This window comes from Acidithrix sp. C25 (genome assembly GCF_904848545.2).
The window spans coordinates 1,503,388-1,522,589 of record NZ_CAJHCI020000006.1 but is presented as its reverse complement, the minus strand read 5'-3'; the positions used below and the strand labels follow the sequence as shown (position 1 = coordinate 1,522,589).

The window sequence follows — 19,202 nt, the reverse complement described above, 5'->3', positions numbered from 1 at the left end:
CAGGCGGGCAATAACGAAATGAATTTACTCGCAAAATTGGGCTGCTATTGCAAAAAGCCCGGAGGCCATTGGTTGACCTCCGGGTTTTTGATCTTTTTGAATCTTGTCTCACAAAAGGAGATAGTTGGCTCCTACTAGCCTTCTATCTTTTGGTCTCGAGGTTGTGGTTGGAGGATTCCTTATCTTCTTTTGGAGCAAATCGCGAGCGATGTGCTTTTTGCTTGGGGGCGGATTTTTGGGTTGTTTGGTTTGTTGGTCCACCCAATCTGAATCGTCCAACCAATTGAATCAGGCTATCTGAAAACCTAGAGAGGTCCTGAGCTGCTTCTTTTGTAGCCGAGGCATTGTCGGTATTTGAGCGTGCAATGCTTACGACTTCTTCAAGACGGTGGGCAATCTGACCGGAACCGTCTGCTGCAATAGAGACCGACCTTCCAATCTCTTGAGTTGTTGCCGATTGTTCTTCTACTGCTGATGCTATCGAGGTCTGTAGATCGTTTATCTTTGCGATCACGCCGGCGATAGCATTTATTGCTTCGATGGCTTGGTCAGTATCTTCTTGCATCTCAGAGATACGGTTTGCAATCTTGTGGGTTGCTTCAGAGGTCTCTTTGGCAAGATCCTTTACCTCGGAGGCGACGACAGCAAATCCCTTTCCAGCCTCACCGGCCCTAGCTGCTTCGATGGCAGCGTTCAAAGCGAGCAGGTTGGTCTGTTCGGCAATTGCATTGATAACTTTGACAACTTCATCAACCTTGGAAGAGCTCTCAGAGAGTTTGGACATTGAAGCTACGGCTACCTCGGCAGTTCCGACGGCTGTTCCTGCTACGCGAGCAGCTTCGGCGGCGCCTCGTGCGATTTCGTCAATCGAACTTCGAAGTTCTTCAGTGCTAGAAGCGACTTGGGTAACGTTAGTGGATACCTTCTCGGCGGCTCGGCTTACGTTGTTGGTTCGATCAAGCGTACCTTCGACCGACGTTGAGAGTTCGTCAGATGTTTTGGTAAGCCTTATGGAAGAGTTAGCCAAAGTGGATGAGGTGGCCGACATCTCCGTTATGGCACCCTTTACCTTCGTTATAAAGGTGTTGAGGGCAACCGATAAACTACCTATTTCGTCTTTGGATTGATAGTTTGCGCTGACAGTCAAATCGCCCTGTGCTGCCTTGCCGAGCGATCCTACGAGATCATTCAATGGAACTGTTATCGATCGAGCAGTCTTGCGCGAGATTAGGACTGAGGCCAAAAGTGCGATCGCAATGAGTGATATGAGTATCTCTTGCCGAAGGGTTGTCGAAGACGAGGCTCCATTTGACGCCGCTAGAAAGTTGTTGTCCACCGAGGTGACCACCTTATTTAGTGGAGTAGCCATGGATCCAAAGGCTAAGTTTGCAATTATCTTGCCCGCTTTATTAGTGTTCGCTGCGTTATGGGTGGATAAAAGAGAATTGATCTGGTTAGACATTGAGACGTAGGTGTCAAAGCCCGACGTTGCTTGAGTCAAAAGTTTCCTATTTGGATTCGATAGAGTGCTTGCGGTGAGAGCTTTATCCAATGCAGCGAATTGAGCAACTGCCTGCTTGTAGCTCGCGATGTCACCGCTAGCCACAGAGTTGGAGGCAAAGTCATATGCTACTGAGTTTTCCGCGAGAGCGATTTGGGTGGCAATCTGCTCTAGATCTGAGGTGGTCTTGCTGCTTATGGCTAGTTTTGTTAGTTGGTTTATGGTCGATGATCCACTTGACGTGGTATTTATTGCGAATCCCCCCACAACCAAGAAGAGTAAACCTAGAATTATTGAACCGATTGCGAGTCGTTGACCAACCCGCAATTCCTGAAATTGCCTCAAAATGGACCAACCCCTATTTTGTCATCCGTGAACTCGGCGATTCGAAAACCAACATCGATGGCTCACGAGCCCTTGATTTTCTAGTCGTCGTTTCTTATTGCGATCAAAACATGACTTTTATCCCGTTTGGGATCTTCAGTTCAGTATTGATCATCACCAGTTAGGAAGATAACTTTCTACCTTGTGTCTAGAGCATTTCGGCGCCATTTGAGCATAACTTGAGATCAACCAGATATTATTTTGCCAGCGTTGATTTTTGAGATGGTTACCAGCTAAATGGGATCCAAAGAAGACCTTTGAGATGACAGAGTTGGGCAAGAGGATAAAAAAAGAAAAAAAGTGGCCACTCCCATTGAGTTGGAAGAAGCCACTAATAAACAGTATATGACGGTTGGTAATGAAAATCGGCCAAAGGGCCAAAGTGCTTGGTTTGGCTAGAGTGCCATAGCGGCGTAAAGGGCTGCTCCTATGGCCATTGCATCTTCGTCGATGATCATTTTGTTTGAGTGATTCGGAGCCGGCATTGCCACTCCAGGAGGGGCTGCTCCTAAAAAGGCCATGGCACCTGGAAGGTTTTGAAGAACAAATGACCAATCTTCTGCTCCCATGACTGGTGTTGGCATCATTACCAGGGAATTTTGACCAAGTAGCTCTCTTGTTATTCCGGCAGTTCTCTGGGTTTCAACCTCGTTGTTTATCGTTACCGGGTAACTCCCGTGATGGAGTTGCAAGAGGGCTTCACATCCGTGTGCTTTGGCGATATTGATCACGACTCTTTCGATCAGTTCGATCGCACTTAGCCTCGTGTTTTCAGAGACCGCTCTCAGCGTCCCAAGAGCGGTTGCCTTCTCGGGTATTACGTTAGAGGTGGTTCCAGCTTCTATCTTGGATACCGTCAGAACTGCGGGATCGAATGCCGGAATGCGGCGAGTAACCATGGACTGAAGAGCTAAGACGATCTCGCACATCACAGGAATTGGGTCAACTGCATCCGAAGGCATTGATGCGTGGCCACCTTTTCCAATCACCTCTATCGAGAATTCATCCGCAGATGCCATCAAGGTACCTGATTTTATTGCGATAATCCCTCTAGGAATCACTGGCGTTATGTGGATTGCGAAGGCTCGATCGATAGTGCCAAAGTCGTTGATGAGCCCCTCTTCAATCATCACAGCCGCTCCACCGTAGCCTTCTTCTCCTGGTTGGAACATTAGAACCGCTCGTCCTCGTAACTCACTTTTTCGAAGAGCCAATATCTTTGCGGCTCCACAAAGCATTGCGACGTGTGCGTCATGGCCACAGGCGTGCATTCTATTGGGAATTTTAGAGGCATAGCCAAGGCCTGTATCCTCAGGCATGGGTAATGCATCCATATCTGCCCGTAGTAGGGTAGATGGTCCTGGCTGATCACCTTTTAGGATTGCAATAATAGAAGAACTATTTTTGCCAAGCGTTATATCGAAGCCAAGGTTCTCGAGATACTTCAAGATTAATTGCTGAGTTTCGGGCAGATGGAGTCCAAGTTCTGGATTGGAATGAATCGTTCTTCGGAGATCTATCATCTCCGTCGCGATGGACTTAGCGTCCTCTAGAATTCCGGTATTTGTTATTATTGACTCCATAATTTGCCTTTTAGTATCGTAATTATTGTAGTGATCGCTTCGGGGCACCTAATGCAACCTTTAGAATTTGGTTTCGGTATTCACCACTTCCAAGTTGGCCATAGCAGCCAATCAATAATATCTCTAAGCGAGGCGGCATCGGGGGTCAAATTTGATTTTGAGCTCATGGCTAGTGTCCCCTCTCATAATTTCCCTGAAACTGAGGAATTAATCCCTTCTAAGGTTGTTCTCCTTGGTAAGGACATAACCTTGCAAGGGAGAACGATGCAAAGTCACACCATTTCAGAGGAGCCAAACATTGATGCCAACCAGAGCAAGCCGCCCAAGAAGAGATCTGGACGACAAGCTTCGGTGGTTCCGCTCAGTCCCAAAGAACGTAGCGAATTAGAAGCAGTGGTAAGAAAGTCCACAGCTCCCATAGGACAGGTGGCAAGGGCCAGCATTGCCCTATGGAGTAACGAAGGGGTTGGAACCAACGAGATCGCGCAAAGACTTCAGATATCTACAGAGACGGTATGCAAATGGAAGCGGCGTTTTATCAACTACGGAGTGGAACTTCTCGATGACGCACCGAGAAGTGGAAAACCGAGAAGCATTGATGACGAAAAGATCGCCGAGATTCTAAGGATCACTTTGGAAGAAGAGCCCCCGCTTGCTACCCAGTGGTCGACGTCTTCAATGTCCAAGCGGATCGGGGTATCACCAGCGAGCATCTCACGTATCTGGAGAACCTTTGGCCTCAAGCCCCATGTCTTGGGATACTTCAACATCAGTACCGATCCGGCCTTTACCGAAAAGTCCGCGACATAACTGGGATCTATCTCAATCCCCCTGATGCTGCACTGGTACTATGTATTGACGAAAAGACACAGATCCAGGCGTTGGATAGAACCCAGCCACTGCTTCCCATGAGACCTTTTGTTCCAGAGCGGCAAACACATGACTACAAACGCAACGGCACAACAAATCTCTTTGCAGCACTTGATGTTGCCTCTGGCAAGGTGATCACCAACACCACAAAGGCTCATCGGGCGATCGAGTTCATAGCCTTTTTGGATCAGGTGAAAAAAGAAGTTCCAAAAGAACTCGAAGTCCACGTCATCCTGGACAATTATGCAACGCATAAAACCGATGCTGTACGGGCCTGGCTCATAAAAAACCCCAGATTCCACTTCCATTTTACACCCACCTACTCCTCGTGGATGAACCTGGTTGAGAGATGGTTCTCGGAACTGACTACCAAAATGCTCCACAGATCCACCCATAAGTCACAAAAGCAACTCGTTGCTTCGATCAACACCTGGGCAGAGCGCTGGAACCAAGACCCAACACCATTTAGGTGGGTAAAGACAGCTGACGAGATATTCGCATCGATGGCAAAGTATCTGGGGAACTAGAACTCAGGGAACTTATGAGAGGGGACACTAGGAGCCACTTTGACTTTCACGAGTCGATGTGGCTAATTTGACGTTTCAAATCAAAGGGCGAATCATGAAGGATAAATTGATTTGCACTTCGCCCTAAACATTAACTAAACGGCCCTCAGACCGATTATCCTCCACCCTAAATCATTGAATCCAACGGCTCTAGCGACGGCTGACGATGCGAGGTTTAGAGGGGAATGCAGATAGGTGGGAACGTATCCATCGTCGATAATTTTGCGTGCGCATTGGGATACCAATGCCTTAGCTAAGCCGCGACCTTGTGCTCTTTCTTCGGTTACTACTGAGATCTCACGGCCATAGTTTCCGTGGTGCTTGACCCCTACGCCAGCGATATAGTCTCCATCCTCGTCAAGGGCTAAAAGGACTTCACTCTTAAAAGGTTTCAGCCAGGTGGGAACTATCGGATCGAGATAGTCGAACCATCTCCCAGACGATGGAAATTCAATTGGAGAGTAGGTGAACCTAAAGATACCGCTAAAGTAAGTAATGTCACCAAGCTCAAGGTATTCGGGCAGGTGCTTTAGGGCATCAGGGGCACCGTGTCTTTCAACAGCAATATTGAGCGCATCTTTGAACCTCTCGAGTTGGGAAGGCGGTACCGACAACACTCCGGCCCCATTGCCTTGAACTACTCCAACGTATTTAGCGACGGTCCCGTCCCAACCTGGTAATGTTCTCATGGGCGAGCCTATTACCTCGATCCCTTCAGCCGAAGGTGGCCAAGCACCTAGAAATTCTTGAAGATGTGCGGTCAGACGGGCGATGCCTTGTGCCTGGGAGATCAAAATATTAGCCTTTCATACCACTTTGGGGGATATGGGTGTATCACTGTAAGTTAACAATTTCAAGGGCTATTAAAATTTCGAAGAGCTTGAACAATTTTGGATGGTCATGCCAAATTTCTAAAAGATCTTGTTATGGTTGGTAAAGTTGAAAACGTGGCTCTGCTCCAAGCAAGATAGCTACTGAGTTCGAGATTTGTGCATTTATCTCTACATGTAGGCCCAGGATCCAATGGCACGCTCAAGATCTAATGGCACGCTCAAGATCTAATGGCACGCTCAAGATCTAAAGACAGAATCATATGGAGCGCTGTTTTGATTGGATATTTTTTGGGGCTGAGATGGTTTTAAATCGCTACTTCAGCTGGATTTATCCTCTCTTTAGCCGTGACCTTTTCTGTCTTTATCTTCCTTTGTCCTCGGTTGGCCTGGCCCGGTGCTAATTTGATACCATTGGTCGACGAATTGTTTCCTAAAAGGTTTATCTAGACACCTTTGAGATGTTCCTGCGTTGGCCCATCTTTCGCAGATTTCCCGAAAAATCGCCCCAATTGGCCCCTTTTGAGTTGATTTTTGAGGATTTTCGGCTTGTGTCATTTATAGATGCCCTGGTAGATGGGTATTAGGTCTTTTTGGGTCGCGAATGTAGTGTCCTAATTTTTGAGTAGTTTTGATTATGACTTGCATTAGCTCTGACATGGTGCTATTGTCTTGTTGTGTTTATCCGTGAAACTCCAACAGTTAATAAAAAGACCGGCGTTAGCTACAGTAAGTACCAACTCGTTGAGTCCTACCGCTGTGAAAAAGGTCCCCGTCAACGTATAGTAATGACCTTGACCGAACTGGACCTGGATAAGTCATTGTGGCCAGCTCTGGCCAATGCAATTGCCAATGCTATTACCTGGGACTCTCTGGAGTAACCTCACTCTTTGAATCAGATCCTATTATTGCCAGATACGCAGATCTAGCAATCACTAAGTATGCAATTCGTTCCGAAGTTGCAGCCGCTAAAGAAACAAGAGCTACTGAGGCTGACCTTGAGATGGTGGATCTCTCTAGTGCTAAGACTATCAATAGTAGAAGTATCGGTCCAGAACTCATAGGAAACTCGTTCTATGAAGCTCTTAGCTTCGATAAGATCCTAGAGAGTGCAGGTCTATCGGGTGAATCCCTTGGTATTGCCAAGGCAACGATAATAGCTCGTCTTATTCATCCTGGATCTGATCGAAAGACCTATTCGTATATCAACTCCAACTCTTCACTACCTGAGATATGTGGTATCGATCTCTCTAAGTTTCACAAGGATAAGGTCTATGCAATTGCAGATAAGCTCTATGACGCTAAAGGCGTCATAGAGCCAGCACTCTATAGAGCTAGCTCTGATCTCTTTAGGACGAATACCAGGCTCTTTCTCTTTGATCTAACCAACACCTACTTCGAAGGTTCTACTAAGGGGAACTCCCTAGCTAAACATGGACATTCCAAAGAGAAGCGTTTTGATTGCACATTAGTTTCTCTAGCACTACTTGTTGATCACAGGGGACTACCCATCTACTCAGAGATACATGAGGGCAATACCTCTGAGCCTAGAACTCTCATTAGCGTACTTGATGCCTTGGAGTCTCTATCGGATGGATCTCTCTTTGGGGATGTTGTTCCTACCATTGTGATGGATAGGGGAATTGCTACCAAGGCAAACCTAGAACTTCTTATTAAGCGCAATCTCAACTACGTAGTAATTGAGAGAGCTAACAAAAAGAGCCTCTATCGAAGCCATTTCATGGAGATGGAAGGCTTCACCGAGATCTACGATGCCCAAGGATCCCCAGTACTGGTGAAAAAGCTACAAGTGGAACCACAAAAGCCACACGGGCGAGTGAGAACACAAGTACAAGGACAAGTGAAAACACAAGTACAAGGACAAGTGCAAACGCTAGAAGAAGACACCGGCACTGACGACAATAACAGTTACACCACCTCCGGCAACACTAGCAACAGTATCAGCAACAGCGACAGCAGCACCGGCACTGACGACTATATCCGTAATGGTGTCACCGGCAAGAATACCGGCACCGATGACACCAAAATCATCAAGAGCGACAGTAGCACCGACACTGACGACTATATCCGTAATGGTGCCACCGGCAACAATATCAGCGACAGCACCGACACTGATACTAACGCCACCTCCATCTCCTCCTCTTCCACCTCCATCTCCTCCTCTTCCTCCAACAACAACACCACAACCGTGGTGTTGTGTCGTTCTTTGGGGAGATCCAAGAAGGAATCAGCGATCTCTAGTCAAGCTAACGAGAGATTCTTAGTAGATATCACTTCGTTGAATACCTCAATCACAAAGGGTTCTATATCTAAGACCACAGTTGTCTCAGAGCGTATCGGACGCATCAAGGCCAAGTACCCAAGTATTGCTTCCAAATACGAGATATCCCTTGAATATCATCAAGACCATGGCAAGATCATCAAAAAGAGACGCTTTGACAAAGTAATCAATCTCACTATTACAGAAAAACCCACTAAAGCCAAAGATGATAATCTCCAAGGAGCCTACGTCATAGACACCAGCCATAGCGAGCTAGATGCAGGTGAGATCTGGAATATCTATACGACTCTCACTAAAGTAGAAGATGCCTTTAGATCCCTCAAGAGTGATCTTGGACTTCGACCGGTCTATCATCAACTAGCTAGCCGAACTGCTGCTCACCTCTTCATCTCAGTACTTGCCTATCACCTCCTTAGTGCTATTGAGCTGACCTTGAGGCAAAATAACGATAAGAGAAGATGGTCAACCATTAAAGAGCAACTCAACAGTCACCGCCGAGCCACCATAGTTCTTACATCAGATAAAGGCGTTGTCTATCACATCCGCACTAGTGGTGTTTCTGAGCCGGTTCACAAAGAGATCTACCGTCTCTTAGGAGTTAGTGATCCCCTTAAACGGATAAAGACCATTGCGACGCATTTGTAGTGTCCCAACGTAAGACCACATACTCAAATAGCTGGGAGAATGGTTTGATTTTTGGAAAGATGGGTTGGGGTCGATAGAACCATTTTGTCATATAGCTGCAAAGGTCAACGGTGCAAATTGTAGATATGGTCTATTTGAGGTGTCCGAGCTAGAAATCTAGAAATGAGGTCATCTATGGCTGTCGAATCGTGCCGAGCCATTGCAAACTTAGTTTGACCTCACTGCTCTATGGCACTTTTAAAAGGTCAAGGAACTTCCTCTGCCAAGGACTTTTACTTAGGAAATGTTGATAGTACCTTTGAGCCTTCTCCACTCAATTTTTTCAACTGGGCCTATGTGGCCCGCGACGATGATGAAATCGACCAAATCGGCATTTTTTGCAGTGCTTCAAATGTGAATTGAGTGCTTTTGGGTTAGCGAGACTGTTTTGGAGGTTATAGAAATCGAGCATTAAAAGGTAGCGTGACTAAATACCATTTATGCTGATTAGGTGATTTGATCGACTGCCATGGCTGTCGAGCTAGGTATCAGGGAGATCTTAGAAGATGTTTGATAATCTTTCCGAGCGTCTCGAGGGCGTAGTAACGAAGATGCGGCGCAAAGGCCGCCTTTCGGTTGTGGACATTGAAGCGGCACTCAAAGAGATTCGTTTAGCGCTTCTAGAGGCGGACGTCAACTTGGAGGTGGTTCGCAAGTTCACAAGTCGCATTCGCGAGGCTGCGGTCTCAGAGGCGACGTCCCGAGCACTTACTCCGGCACAGCAGATTGTGAAGTTGGTGAATGAGGAGCTGAAGGCGACTCTTGGTGGTGATGCCTTTAGACTCACCTTCGCATCGTCGCCTCCAACGGTAATTATGTTGGTCGGACTTCAGGGTTCTGGTAAGACCACTGCTGCTGCTAAGTTGGCACTTCATCTGCGCCGCCAAGGTAGACATCCACTTTTAGTGGGTGCGGACCTTGCTCGCCCTGCCGCTGTTGAGCAATTGCGAATCTTGTCCGAGAGCGCCAAGGTGGACTTTTTTTCTGAGACAACTTCACCCATTGAGGTGGCACGTGCGGGTCTAAACCGAGCTAAGTCCCTGGGCCGAGATATCCTGATAGTTGACACTGCTGGCCGCTTAGCGGTCGATGCAGATTTGATGGCTGAAATGGTGGCAATCGAAGACGCCGTCTCTCCGGATTATGTCTTTTTGGTGATCGATGCTATGACTGGTCAGGATGCGCTAAATACGGCAAACGCCTTTGCCGAGGCGGTAAATCTCTCGGGTACCATTTTGACCAAGTTAGATGGTGACGCTCGAGGTGGAGCTGCACTATCTGTAGTTGAAGTTACTGGTAAGAAGATCGCTTTTTCTTCTATAGGCGAGAAGCTGGAAGATTTCGACAGCTTTTATCCAGATCGGATGGCAAATCGAATCCTAGGTATGGGCGACGTCCTAACCCTTATCGAAAAGGCCGAACGAAATCTGGATAAAGATGTAGCCGAGCGCGGTGCTAAAAAGATTCAGGCGGGCAAGTTCGATCTTGAAGACTTTATGGAACAGATGCAGCAAGTCAAGAAGATGGGCCCTCTGAAGGGAATCATCTCTATGTTGCCGGGTATTCCAAAGGAGATCAAGGATGCTGATATCGACGAGGGCGAACTGACCAAGATTGAGGCGATCATTTCGTCGATGACCCATCAAGAGCGACGTGACCCCGGCCTAATTGATGCAAGCCGGCGCAATCGAATTGCCAAAGGATCTGGAAGTACCCCTACTGCGGTCTCCAATTTGTTGAAGCAGTTCAGAGATATGCAAAAGATGATGCGACAGATGGGCCTCGGCGGACCGAGTCCAACGAAAAAAAATATTGCCTCAAAGGGTGCCAAAAAGAGGCGCGCAAAGAGATAAAGAGATAAAGTGCACCAAAGTGTGCCGAAGGACTCTAGAATTTAGAGGCTGTAATTAGTCGACACTTCCAATTGCTCGAGGACAAAATTTCTCTCTCGTGTGTGTCGAATATTTTTTAGGAGATTTTGTGTCTGTAAAACTACGTCTAGTCCGTATGGGAAAAAAGAAGCGCCCAACTTACCGTGTAATTGCTGCCGATGCGAGGTCTCCTCGTGATGGTCGTTTCATCGAAGTGTTGGGTACTTACAATCCCGTTACCAAAGTCGTAGTCGAGGCTGATGGCACCGGTCCTAGCTCACCAGCAGATATAAAGATCGACTCTGAGAAGGCTCTCAAGTGGCTCCGACAAGGTGCCCAGCCTACCGAGCGCGTTCGCAAGCTTCTTGAAATTAGTGGAACTTGGGATCAGTTCAAGGGCGGTTCTAACTAGTGGTTGACTATGATTCAAGCTCGGAGTCGAATGAGACTATCCAGGCGGGCGAGGGTGATGGAGCCACTACAGGAGCTCCCACTGCTTTACGCGTTTTAGATTATCTTGGCGCTTCACTCACTCAAAGGAGCGATCGTGTTTCGGTTAGCGAGACGATCGAAGGGAGCGGAAAAGTTAAATTGACCCTCCACGTAGATAAGTCTGATATGGGACGCGTGATTGGTCGCCATGGTAAGATCGCCGGAGCAATAAGAGCAGTCGTTCGTGCCGCCGCTGCCAAAGACGGCTGTGACGCCTTTATAGAGATTGTTGAAGCGAGTAATTAGCTAGTCTTTGTTGGTCAAACAATGTAGCTAAGAGTTTTAATCAGCTAAGTGATTATAAAGTGATTATATATAGCCCGGTCGTTTCCTTACGGCCGGGCTATATATCTCTGGGAGCATGCTTGATTTTCATGGCGCCATGCATGCTCAACGAGAAAATTAATACTAAGGCCCTATTGTCGTATGGGTAGGAACGAGAAGTTGGTTATTCGTTGCTAGCCGTCGAGCTAGGTCTACGTCGAATGTGAAGGAGTTCAAAATTACTGATGACCTTTTAGAAATAGGTAGAATTCATCGCCCTCATGGGATAAAAGGTGAGGTTTCGGTATCGTTTGTCTCCAATCGGAAAGAACGTAGGCAAGTCGGTGCGCGACTCTTCGTTGGCGGACAATGGTTAATCGTGGCGTCGTCAAAGGTTCATCATGACCGTATCTTGATCGGCTTTGAGGGTTATAGCGACCGAAATCGCGCCGAATTACTTTCGGGGATGATGATTTACGGAGAGCCCATCGAAGACGATGAAGCGCTTTGGATTCATAAGTTGATTGGATCTAGCGTCTTAGACCAAGATGGCATAGATCGGGGTGTGGTGATTGAAGTTATCGAGAACCCCGCCAGCGATCTGCTCTCTCTTGCCAGTGGAGCGCTTGTGCCACTTGTATTTGTAAGTCGATTTGACGCTGCTTCATCAAAGATTTACATAGAGGCGCCAGAGGGGCTATTTGTGGATTACCCGTCTAGTTCTGAGCCCCAAGGTTGAACTAGGTTTTCTTTGCTTTTGGAAATGTTGGACTCTAATTATCTGATGTAGGCCAAAGATGGTTGCGGTCCAACAGATCGATCGTCGAGAGTGAATTAGAAGGAGCACGTTTGAAGGTAGTGGTATTTTCGATCTTTCCCAAAGTCATCGAGGACTATTGTTCAGTTTCGATCCTTGGTAGAGCTCAAGACTCTGGTGCGCTAGAGCTTTCATGTATAGATATTCGTGACTTTACCCATGATCGTCATAGGAGCGTTGACGATCTCCCATATGGCGGGGGAGCGGGAATGGTTATGCGACCGGAGCCGATCTTTGAGGCAATAGAAGAGACTAAACCTCCTAGGCCCCTATTTTTGATGGCTCCATGGGGAAGGCCGTTAGATCAAGGTTTTGCTCGTGAACTCAGCGAATTGGAAGGTTTCTCCTTGCTTTGTGGCCGCTATGAAGGGGTCGATGCTCGGGTTGAAGAGCATTTGGTGGATGGGGCGATCTCTTTGGGAAATTTTGTTTTGGCAGGGGGTGAAGTTGCAGCCATGGCAACCATCGAGGCTGCCGCGCGACTTCTTCCAAACGTCCTTGGAAACCATGAGTCTCTCTACGAAGAGAGCTTTTGTAATAATCAAGTTGAATATCCGCAATACACACGTCCGGAGCATTTTCGAGACCTTTCGGTTCCAGAGGTGCTCTTGGGTGGTAACCACGCCGAGGTTGCTAGGTGGCGCAAGGAGAGCGCTTTAGAGCGCACTCGGTCAAAGAGGCCGGATCTTCTACCCCATCTCGACTAGGATGTTTACTCTGTGTCGTTCACCGCATCATCGCTTGGTGGTGTTTTGGCGGTATAAAGTTTTTCGAGCGATTATGATTGATTGTCGCTAATTTAGTCAGGAGAGACGTAGTGAAGCCGACCGATTTAATCGATGTTGATAGCCTAAAGGCTGATAGGCCCAAATTTTCCCAAGGGGATACGGTCAAAGTACACGTTCGAGTTGTAGAGGGAAGCCGCGAGCGTGTTCAGGTCTTTCAAGGTGTTGTTATCTCCAAAAGAGGCGGAAGCGTCCATGAGACCTTCACGGTTCGTAAGGTAAGTTTCGGCGTGGGTGTCGAGAGGACTTTTCCTCTTCACTCTCCAATTATTGCTAAGATTGAGTTGGTTTCGAGAGGTGACGTTCGTCGCGCTAAGCTCTTTTACCTTCGTGATCGAATTGGTAAGGCTGCCAAGATCAAAGAGAAGCGCGATTAATATCCCTTGGGAGATATTGATGCTCCTAAAGGAAGACTCCTTTAATTCAAACGTCCAACTCGATGGCGCTATGGCGCTCAGTTGTGTTGGCGAGTCTCGATTGTCTTTTCATGAATTTTTGGAATGACACTAGGATCGCTAGTGAGCCAATCCGATCTGACATTGAGGAAGAGATATGAGTGCTGAGGAACTAGAAAAGTTTGAGTCTGAAGTAGAGCTAGCTCTGTACCAAGAGTACAGAGCTGTTTTGCCTATGTTTAAATATGTTGTAGAGACAGACAGACGGTTTTACCTAGCAAATGAAGTCTCGATTTTTCCGGTCGTATCTGGTTCGGCAATGCATATCGAGGTCAAATTGAAAGACGCTTGGGTGTGGGATATGTATAGGCCGGTTCGTTTCGTCGAGTCCGTTTCGGTAATTAGTTTTAAAGATGTCAATGTGGAAGAGCTTCCCAAGAAAGAGGCGATTCATTGAGGTCCGTTGCTTGACTTGTCGCCATTAAGCTCTTAGTCATAATTGCCATATGACGACTGATTCGGGGCTTTAATGGAACAGGCAAAGAACACCAAGAGCGTTCATTTGGGGCGCCCACAGCAATATCCCGGATCTCCCCTAAATGTCTCTCCCGTATTTTCAAGCACCTATATAGCTGGGGGAGAGCGAATCTACTCACGCTCTTCTCAAGAGGCCGTAGAGGCCCTTGAAGAGGTGGTAGGGGGATTAGAAGAGGGTAAGGCAGTCGCGTTTGCTTCCGGGCTGGCGGCCTGTAGCGGCGTCATCGATTCGCTTAGCTTTTTATTTCATCGCCCAATCAGCGTGCTTGCGTTGCTCGGCTCCTACACGGGAACTATTAATCAGTTCGAGGCCAGATTTCGATCAGGCCAGATTCTCTATAAGGGCGTTGACGCTTCCTCAACCAAGGGCTTCTGTGATGCTATTGAAGCTAGTAGTGGCGTTGATATTGTATGGATGGAGACGCCCACTAATCCTTTGATGTCGATCTATGACATTGAGGCCATCGCCTCTAGTACTCATTTAGTTGGCGGGCGCCTGTGTGTCGATAACACCTTTGCGACACCGATCTCCACAAATCCCCTTGAGTTAGGGGCGGACGTCGTGGTGCATTCCGCGACTAAATATCTCTCTGGCCATTCAGATGTCCTAGGTGGCGTGGTTGTCACCAAAGATCGAGAGTGGCACGGATCCTTGGTCACCCTTCGGACCCTAAATGGGGCAATCCTTGGCCCAATGGAGGCGTTTTTAATATTAAGGGGAGTCCGGACCCTAGGTCTGCGGATAGAGAGAGCTTCGGGCAATTCTCTATCGTTGGCCAGCTTTTTGGCCGCTCAAAGCCAGGTCATATCGGTGAACCACCCATTTCTGGGCGACGAATCGTCAATTGAGATCGCTAAGAGACAGATGCGATTTGGTGGTGGCATGTTCTCGTTTGACTTGGGTCCCAACCCATATAGGGCTGAGTTGTTTTGTGAGAGTTTAGAGATCGCTCTTAATTCCACGAGCTTGGGAGGGGTGGAGACTCAAGTGGAAAGACGAGCTAGACAAGATGGAAAACGAGTGAGTGAAGGATTGATTAGAGTAAGCGTCGGAATTGAATCTATTGATGATTTGATTGATGATTTTCGTCGTGGCCTTGGTCGTGCCTTTGCTTTTTAGTCTTTTTGCGCTTCCGCCCCTTTGACCTGTTTGAAGTGGCTATCTTTTGCGAAAGCGCCCGTTTGAGACAACTTTCGTGCCAGTGACGACGCTGTGTGGGATCAAAGTCGGGAACTACTACAAAGTGGCCGATGCCATGGCCAATCTCATAGCTACATGCGGGACAAAGGTAGATTTTGGACGCTTGAAAAGGCTGAACTTTGCGACACTGTGAGAGTTGATTTGTTGATGGATCAACTATCCTTCCGATCGGTCCGATGTTGCGTTCGAGCACTGAGGGAGGCCTTTCCTCTTTTGCCTAAGGTTCCTTAAGACAACTTCAACAGTCTAGGTCCAAGGGGGTTGAATTAAACGTTTTCTAGCTTCATCTCAGATTGCAACGTGTGGTTTTGGAGATTGCAACGTGTGGTTTAGGATTTGAGGAGGCGGGCGGTTGTTCTTGTTGTCGATAGTTGCCTTTGCGTGTGGTTTGGAGCTATCTAGGCAGATATCGAGGATTTAGATACCCACTTTAAAAAGTTCGCTTCTTGGATTTCGCTTTGTAATCTTGGCTTTGTTTTAAATTACCATTTAGGCAGGGATGGACTACGGACAAGCAATGGTATCCACATCTCAAACAGATAGATAGCGCTTGCATGATTGAATTGCGAGTCCATGATATCTGCTGTTCCTTGGTGAGATAAAAGGGGTGGTGACGGTCGATGATTTGGTATTTGAGGCAGAAAGCCAAATAATTTCGCATGTGTTTTGTTTGGAGTCTGCGTTAAGTCGAGGTGGTCACAACTCTTCGGTCCCGGTAGCTTCCTTGTTCTAGCTTCTAAATGAGAAGGTCGTGTTTTGGCCTTGGCGACGCTGGCGATTTAGAAATTCTTTAGCTTTATTGACGACTTGGTGTACCAGTGATCTATTTACTGCAAATATAAAAATACTGGTTGTTCTTTGAAACGTCCCAAGAAAAGCCCCGGCTTTTCTTGGGACGTTGCCCCCAAGGTGGATCGATTCCGCTCGTAGCTAAGCAAGGTCCCTCACGCCCAGCAATGGTGTAATTTTCAAGGTAGTTTTTTAGCGTACGGTTCGACTTCTTTTATTAGGGTTTTATTAGGGGTTATTGTCATTTATGACTGAGGCGGAGCTATATAGGGTTGCAGCGAATGGGCCAAGATTGGAAGTGGCATGGACTGTAACCAGATTTTGCCGGGTCCGGTCAGTGCTACTAGATGGTATCCGTCGCCACCGAAGAAGATGTTGGAGAGTCCTTGGATGGTTGTCATCTGGAAGGCGACTGTATCTTGAAACATCCCCACATGGCCAGGATGGACTAGCAGACTCTGTCCGGGTTGGAGGTCGTATGTGATTGTCTCCCCAGATAGCTCGATCCAAGCGGTACCGCTGCCCTCAAGACGTTGCAACACAAAGCCATCTCGCCCGTAGAGGCCCGCCCTAAAAGATTGTTGAAGGCCGATGGTCGGAGTGATTCCGGGTGTGGCGCAGAGCCAGCCATGTCGATGTACTAAGTATCCTGCCCCTTGGGTAATCTCGACTGGAAAGATATGGCCCGGCATTTTGGCCGCAAAGGCGACGCTTCCTGGGCCATTGGCGGCACTATATTTGGTTACAAAGAGGGATCCACCTCCGGCCACCCTCTTTATACCAGCAAGAAGTCCTTTTCCTCCTCCGCCTAGCCCGGATGTAGTGTTCATTGTCATGTTGGGAGTCATCCAGGAGAGCTCGCCGTGTGTTGAGATTATCGATTCGCCGGAATCAAGCCACATCTCGAGAACGGGCATCGTGGTTCCCTTTATTTCGCTTCGCATATAAGTGCTTTTCCTCCAAAAATTAGCTCACAAGGTCGATCACTAGTTCGGCCAACTTAAATCTAACAAAGTAATTTGTCGTTTTTGAGAATGAATGATATTTTTCTAGCTTCATCTCGGAAACGGCAGTTGATGGATTTATATCGCGTTGGTAATTAACTTTGGCGGTGACTGGGCGAGGTTTGAGGAAGGATTGATTTCCGGGTCTATTTGGGTGCGGGGGATAATTGGGTCTCATTTGATTAATTTTTAAGCCCTCGACGGTTCCTTGTGTTATCCTTTGTGGGTTATGGAAACTATTTTGACAAGCCGAGACAATGAAGGTGTGGTTGAGCTGATTCTCAACCGCCCTGAGAAGAAGAACGCGATCAACAATCAAATGTGGATGGAATTGCGTAAGACTCTTGTCGCCCTAGAATCAGATGTTACAGCCAAAGTCCTGGTGATAACAGGTGCGGGCGGTGCCTTTTGTTCCGGTGCTGATCTCTCTGGCGGCGAGCTCGTCGGTGGTGATGGAATGGCCCGAATGAGGGAGATTAACGATGTCGCCCTCATGCTACATCGTTTTTCTAAGCCCACTATCGCTAAAGTTACTGGAATAGCTGCGGGTGCGGGGTGCAATATGGCCCTCGGCTGCGACTTGATAGTAGCCTCCCCTCAAGCTCGCTTCTCGGAGATCTTTGTGAAGCGGGGGCTCTCGATTGATTTCGGCGGGTCTTTTTTGCTTCCTCGACTTATAGGACTGCATAAGGCGAAGGAGTTGGCCTTTTTCGGTGATATCCTGAGTGCCCAAGAGGCGTTTTCAATGGGGCTGTTGAACCAATTGATCGACGAAGACGAAATCGATTCTTTCGTTCGTGATTGGGCCCTTCGGCTGGCTCAGGGACCTCCTATTGCGCTCTCTTTGATCAAATCACTTTTGAACGATTCATTCGACTCAACCATGGTCGGCGCCCTTGATTCCGAGGCTAAATCCCAGGCCATTAATTTCAAAAGTTTAGATACCAAGGAAGCTATCACGGCTTTCGTTGAAAAGCGTTCGCCGAAATTTCAAGGTAGATAGTTACGCCAAGCTGGTTTTTTAATTAGCCCTTTTTCGATAGTATAAAAAGTTAACAAGGCTAATTGATTGCTCATGCTCTGATGGAAGTCGGATCGTTAATCATAGGCATGTTTGAGATATTTCTCTGGATTGGTAGTACTATCTTCGGTTTTTATTTCGGTAGTCCCGATTGATCGACTTTGCAATTACCGTCTTTAATATCTCGTTTGTTCCTTCTCCTATGGCTAATAAAGGGGCGTCGCGATAGAGTCTCTCTACTTCGAAGTCCGTGGAGTATCCATATCCACCGTGGATACGCATCGATTCGAGTGAGGTCGATAAAGCGAGTTCTGAGGCGAATAGCTTTGCCATTGCTGGTGGTTGGTCGAGTCGAAGGTCCCGATCGACTGCTTCGCTCGCCCAGTAGGTAAGTAATCTTCCGGCCTGAATGTTCATGGCCATTTCGGCGAGCTTAGCCCCAATAAGTTGGAAATCGGAGATGGGTGAGCCAAAGGCGCTTCTGTCGTTTGAGTATTTGAGGGCCTCGTCGTAAGCGCGTTGTGAAAGACCAATTCCGCGCGCCGCAACATTTATACGCCCAAGTTGTAACGCCCAAAGCGCTTGGCTCAGACCATGGCCAGTATCTTCACCTAGCAGTTGAGAGTCGCTTACAAAGAGATCTTCAATTGCAATTTCACAGGTTTCAGGGCCAATGTATCCCAGCTTGTCGATGTCTCTGACTATTGAGAATCCCTTGGCTGGTGTCTCTATGAGAAATATAGACATCCCGAGGTGCCTAGGTGTCGCTTTGGGGTCGGTCTTTACGAGGATTGGTAGGGGATTTGCGTGGCGCGCATTCGTTATCCACATCTTGGAGCCATTAATTATGTAGCCTCCGTCGACTTTTACCGCAGTTGTATTGATCGCTTGGAGGTCGGAGCCTGCATTCGCTTCGCTGAGTCCGATTCCTGTCCTTTTTTCACCGCTGGCTAGCTTGGGTAGGTATCTCTCTTTTTGCTTAGGCGTTCCAAATTTGGAGATCATTGCGCTCGATAGGCTATGGGTCCCTAGCACCCCAGCTAGTCCCATCCATCCACGTGAAAGTTCTTCAAAGACGATAGCCATCGACACACAGTCAAGGCCAAGTCCGCCATAGCTTTGGGGGATAGTCATTCCAAAGAGGCCCATCTCGGCCATCTCCAGAACGAGATCTTCAGGATATGTTCTACTCTGCTCAAGTTTTCGAGCGTTCGGAATTACCTTTTTGTCTACGAACGCTTTTACTCGAGAGCGAAAGAGAAGTTGAGATTCATTTAGATCGAAGTCCATCTAATGACTCTAGATT

17 protein-coding genes and 1 pseudogene are annotated in these 19,202 nt (G+C 47.6%); 12 read left to right on the top strand and 6 right to left on the bottom strand.

Annotation, left to right across the window (positions count from 1 at the left end):
* Nucleotides 1-142: 142 nt before the first annotated feature.
* Nucleotides 143-1,846: a methyl-accepting chemotaxis protein gene (locus tag ACIDITHRIX25_RS75575; protein ID WP_201732897.1), complete on the bottom strand. Its 1,704-nt coding sequence runs from the start codon at nt 1,844-1,846 to the stop codon at nt 143-145.
* A 434-nt stretch (nt 1,847-2,280) separates the two neighbouring features.
* Complete coding sequence (locus tag ACIDITHRIX25_RS75570) at nt 2,281-3,468, bottom strand: M20 metallopeptidase family protein (RefSeq protein WP_201732896.1); 1,188 nt, start codon at nt 3,466-3,468, stop codon at nt 2,281-2,283.
* Between the two features lie 297 nt (nt 3,469-3,765).
* Here ACIDITHRIX25_RS75570 and ACIDITHRIX25_RS75565 point away from each other — a divergent pair.
* Nucleotides 3,766-4,865: pseudogene (locus ACIDITHRIX25_RS75565) on the top strand (IS630 family transposase).
* A 134-nt stretch (nt 4,866-4,999) separates the two neighbouring features.
* Here the strand turns inward: ACIDITHRIX25_RS75565 and ACIDITHRIX25_RS75560 are convergent.
* The gene (locus tag ACIDITHRIX25_RS75560; protein WP_201732895.1) at nt 5,000-5,698 is read right to left on the bottom strand and encodes a GNAT family N-acetyltransferase; all 699 of its coding nucleotides are present in this window, start codon (nt 5,696-5,698) and stop codon (nt 5,000-5,002) included.
* A gap of 713 nt (nt 5,699-6,411) precedes the next feature.
* Here ACIDITHRIX25_RS75560 and ACIDITHRIX25_RS75555 point away from each other — a divergent pair.
* From ACIDITHRIX25_RS75555 to ACIDITHRIX25_RS75510, 10 genes are all read left to right on the top strand, one after another.
* Nucleotides 6,412-6,615 (top strand): IS1634 family transposase N-terminal domain-related protein, encoded by a 204-nt coding sequence (locus tag ACIDITHRIX25_RS75555; protein ID WP_201732276.1) that lies wholly within the window; start codon nt 6,412-6,414, stop codon nt 6,613-6,615.
* Complete coding sequence (locus tag ACIDITHRIX25_RS75550; protein ID WP_201732894.1) at nt 6,558-8,681, top strand: IS1634 family transposase; 2,124 nt, start codon at nt 6,558-6,560, stop codon at nt 8,679-8,681. The genes ACIDITHRIX25_RS75555 and ACIDITHRIX25_RS75550 overlap by 58 nt, the downstream gene beginning before the upstream one ends.
* A 545-nt stretch (nt 8,682-9,226) precedes the next feature.
* Nucleotides 9,227-10,573, top strand: coding sequence for a signal recognition particle protein (gene ffh, locus ACIDITHRIX25_RS75545; RefSeq protein WP_201732893.1), 1,347 nt, complete (start codon nt 9,227-9,229; stop codon nt 10,571-10,573).
* A gap of 127 nt (nt 10,574-10,700) precedes the next feature.
* Nucleotides 10,701-11,003 carry a 30S ribosomal protein S16 gene (gene rpsP, locus ACIDITHRIX25_RS75540; RefSeq protein WP_052606411.1) on the top strand — a complete coding sequence of 101 codons (303 nt, stop codon included), beginning with the start codon at nt 10,701-10,703 and terminating at the stop codon, nt 11,001-11,003.
* Nucleotides 11,003-11,329, top strand: coding sequence for a KH domain-containing protein (locus tag ACIDITHRIX25_RS75535; protein WP_052606412.1), 327 nt, complete (start codon nt 11,003-11,005; stop codon nt 11,327-11,329). Before rpsP ends, ACIDITHRIX25_RS75535 begins: the two co-directional genes overlap by 1 nt.
* Before the next feature lie 241 nt (nt 11,330-11,570).
* Nucleotides 11,571-12,086: a ribosome maturation factor RimM gene (rimM, locus tag ACIDITHRIX25_RS75530; RefSeq protein ID WP_052606413.1), complete on the top strand. Its 516-nt coding sequence runs from the start codon at nt 11,571-11,573 to the stop codon at nt 12,084-12,086.
* Nucleotides 12,087-12,196: 110 nt separating this feature from the next.
* Nucleotides 12,197-12,871: a tRNA (guanosine(37)-N1)-methyltransferase TrmD gene (gene trmD / locus ACIDITHRIX25_RS75525; protein WP_201732892.1), complete on the top strand. Its 675-nt coding sequence runs from the start codon at nt 12,197-12,199 to the stop codon at nt 12,869-12,871.
* A 110-nt stretch (nt 12,872-12,981) separates the two neighbouring features.
* Nucleotides 12,982-13,326 carry a 50S ribosomal protein L19 gene (gene rplS / locus ACIDITHRIX25_RS75520; protein WP_052606414.1) on the top strand — a complete coding sequence of 115 codons (345 nt, stop codon included), beginning with the start codon at nt 12,982-12,984 and terminating at the stop codon, nt 13,324-13,326.
* 175 nt (nt 13,327-13,501) lie between these two features.
* Nucleotides 13,502-13,801, top strand: a complete 300-nt coding sequence (locus ACIDITHRIX25_RS75515; protein WP_201732891.1) for a DUF2469 family protein — start codon at nt 13,502-13,504, stop codon at nt 13,799-13,801.
* A gap of 72 nt (nt 13,802-13,873) precedes the next feature.
* Entirely contained in the window at nt 13,874-15,001 is a 1,128-nt protein-coding gene (locus ACIDITHRIX25_RS75510) for a trans-sulfuration enzyme family protein (RefSeq protein WP_201732890.1), read from the top strand.
* Here the strand turns inward: ACIDITHRIX25_RS75510 and ACIDITHRIX25_RS000000104285 are convergent.
* Together ACIDITHRIX25_RS000000104285 and ACIDITHRIX25_RS75505 are read right to left on the bottom strand one after the other, a co-directional pair.
* The gene (locus ACIDITHRIX25_RS000000104285) at nt 14,943-15,275 is read right to left on the bottom strand and encodes an Rv1322 family protein (RefSeq protein ID WP_502756202.1); all 333 of its coding nucleotides are present in this window, start codon (nt 15,273-15,275) and stop codon (nt 14,943-14,945) included. The two genes, ACIDITHRIX25_RS75510 and ACIDITHRIX25_RS000000104285, sit on opposite strands and share 59 nt — an antisense overlap.
* Before the next feature lie 841 nt (nt 15,276-16,116).
* Nucleotides 16,117-16,815 carry an AIM24 family protein gene (locus ACIDITHRIX25_RS75505; protein WP_052606417.1) on the bottom strand — a complete coding sequence of 233 codons (699 nt, stop codon included), beginning with the start codon at nt 16,813-16,815 and terminating at the stop codon, nt 16,117-16,119.
* A 289-nt stretch (nt 16,816-17,104) separates the two neighbouring features.
* Here ACIDITHRIX25_RS75505 and ACIDITHRIX25_RS75500 point away from each other — a divergent pair, with 289 nt between their 5' ends.
* Complete coding sequence (locus ACIDITHRIX25_RS75500) at nt 17,105-17,878, top strand: enoyl-CoA hydratase/isomerase family protein (RefSeq protein ID WP_052606419.1); 774 nt, start codon at nt 17,105-17,107, stop codon at nt 17,876-17,878.
* Between the two features lie 138 nt (nt 17,879-18,016).
* On the opposite strand, the gene ACIDITHRIX25_RS75495 is transcribed toward ACIDITHRIX25_RS75500, so the two are convergent.
* On the bottom strand, nt 18,017-19,186 hold the full coding sequence (locus tag ACIDITHRIX25_RS75495) for an acyl-CoA dehydrogenase family protein (RefSeq protein WP_201732889.1): 1,170 nt from the start codon (nt 19,184-19,186) through the stop codon (nt 18,017-18,019).
* Between the last annotated feature and the right edge of the window lie 16 nt (nt 19,187-19,202).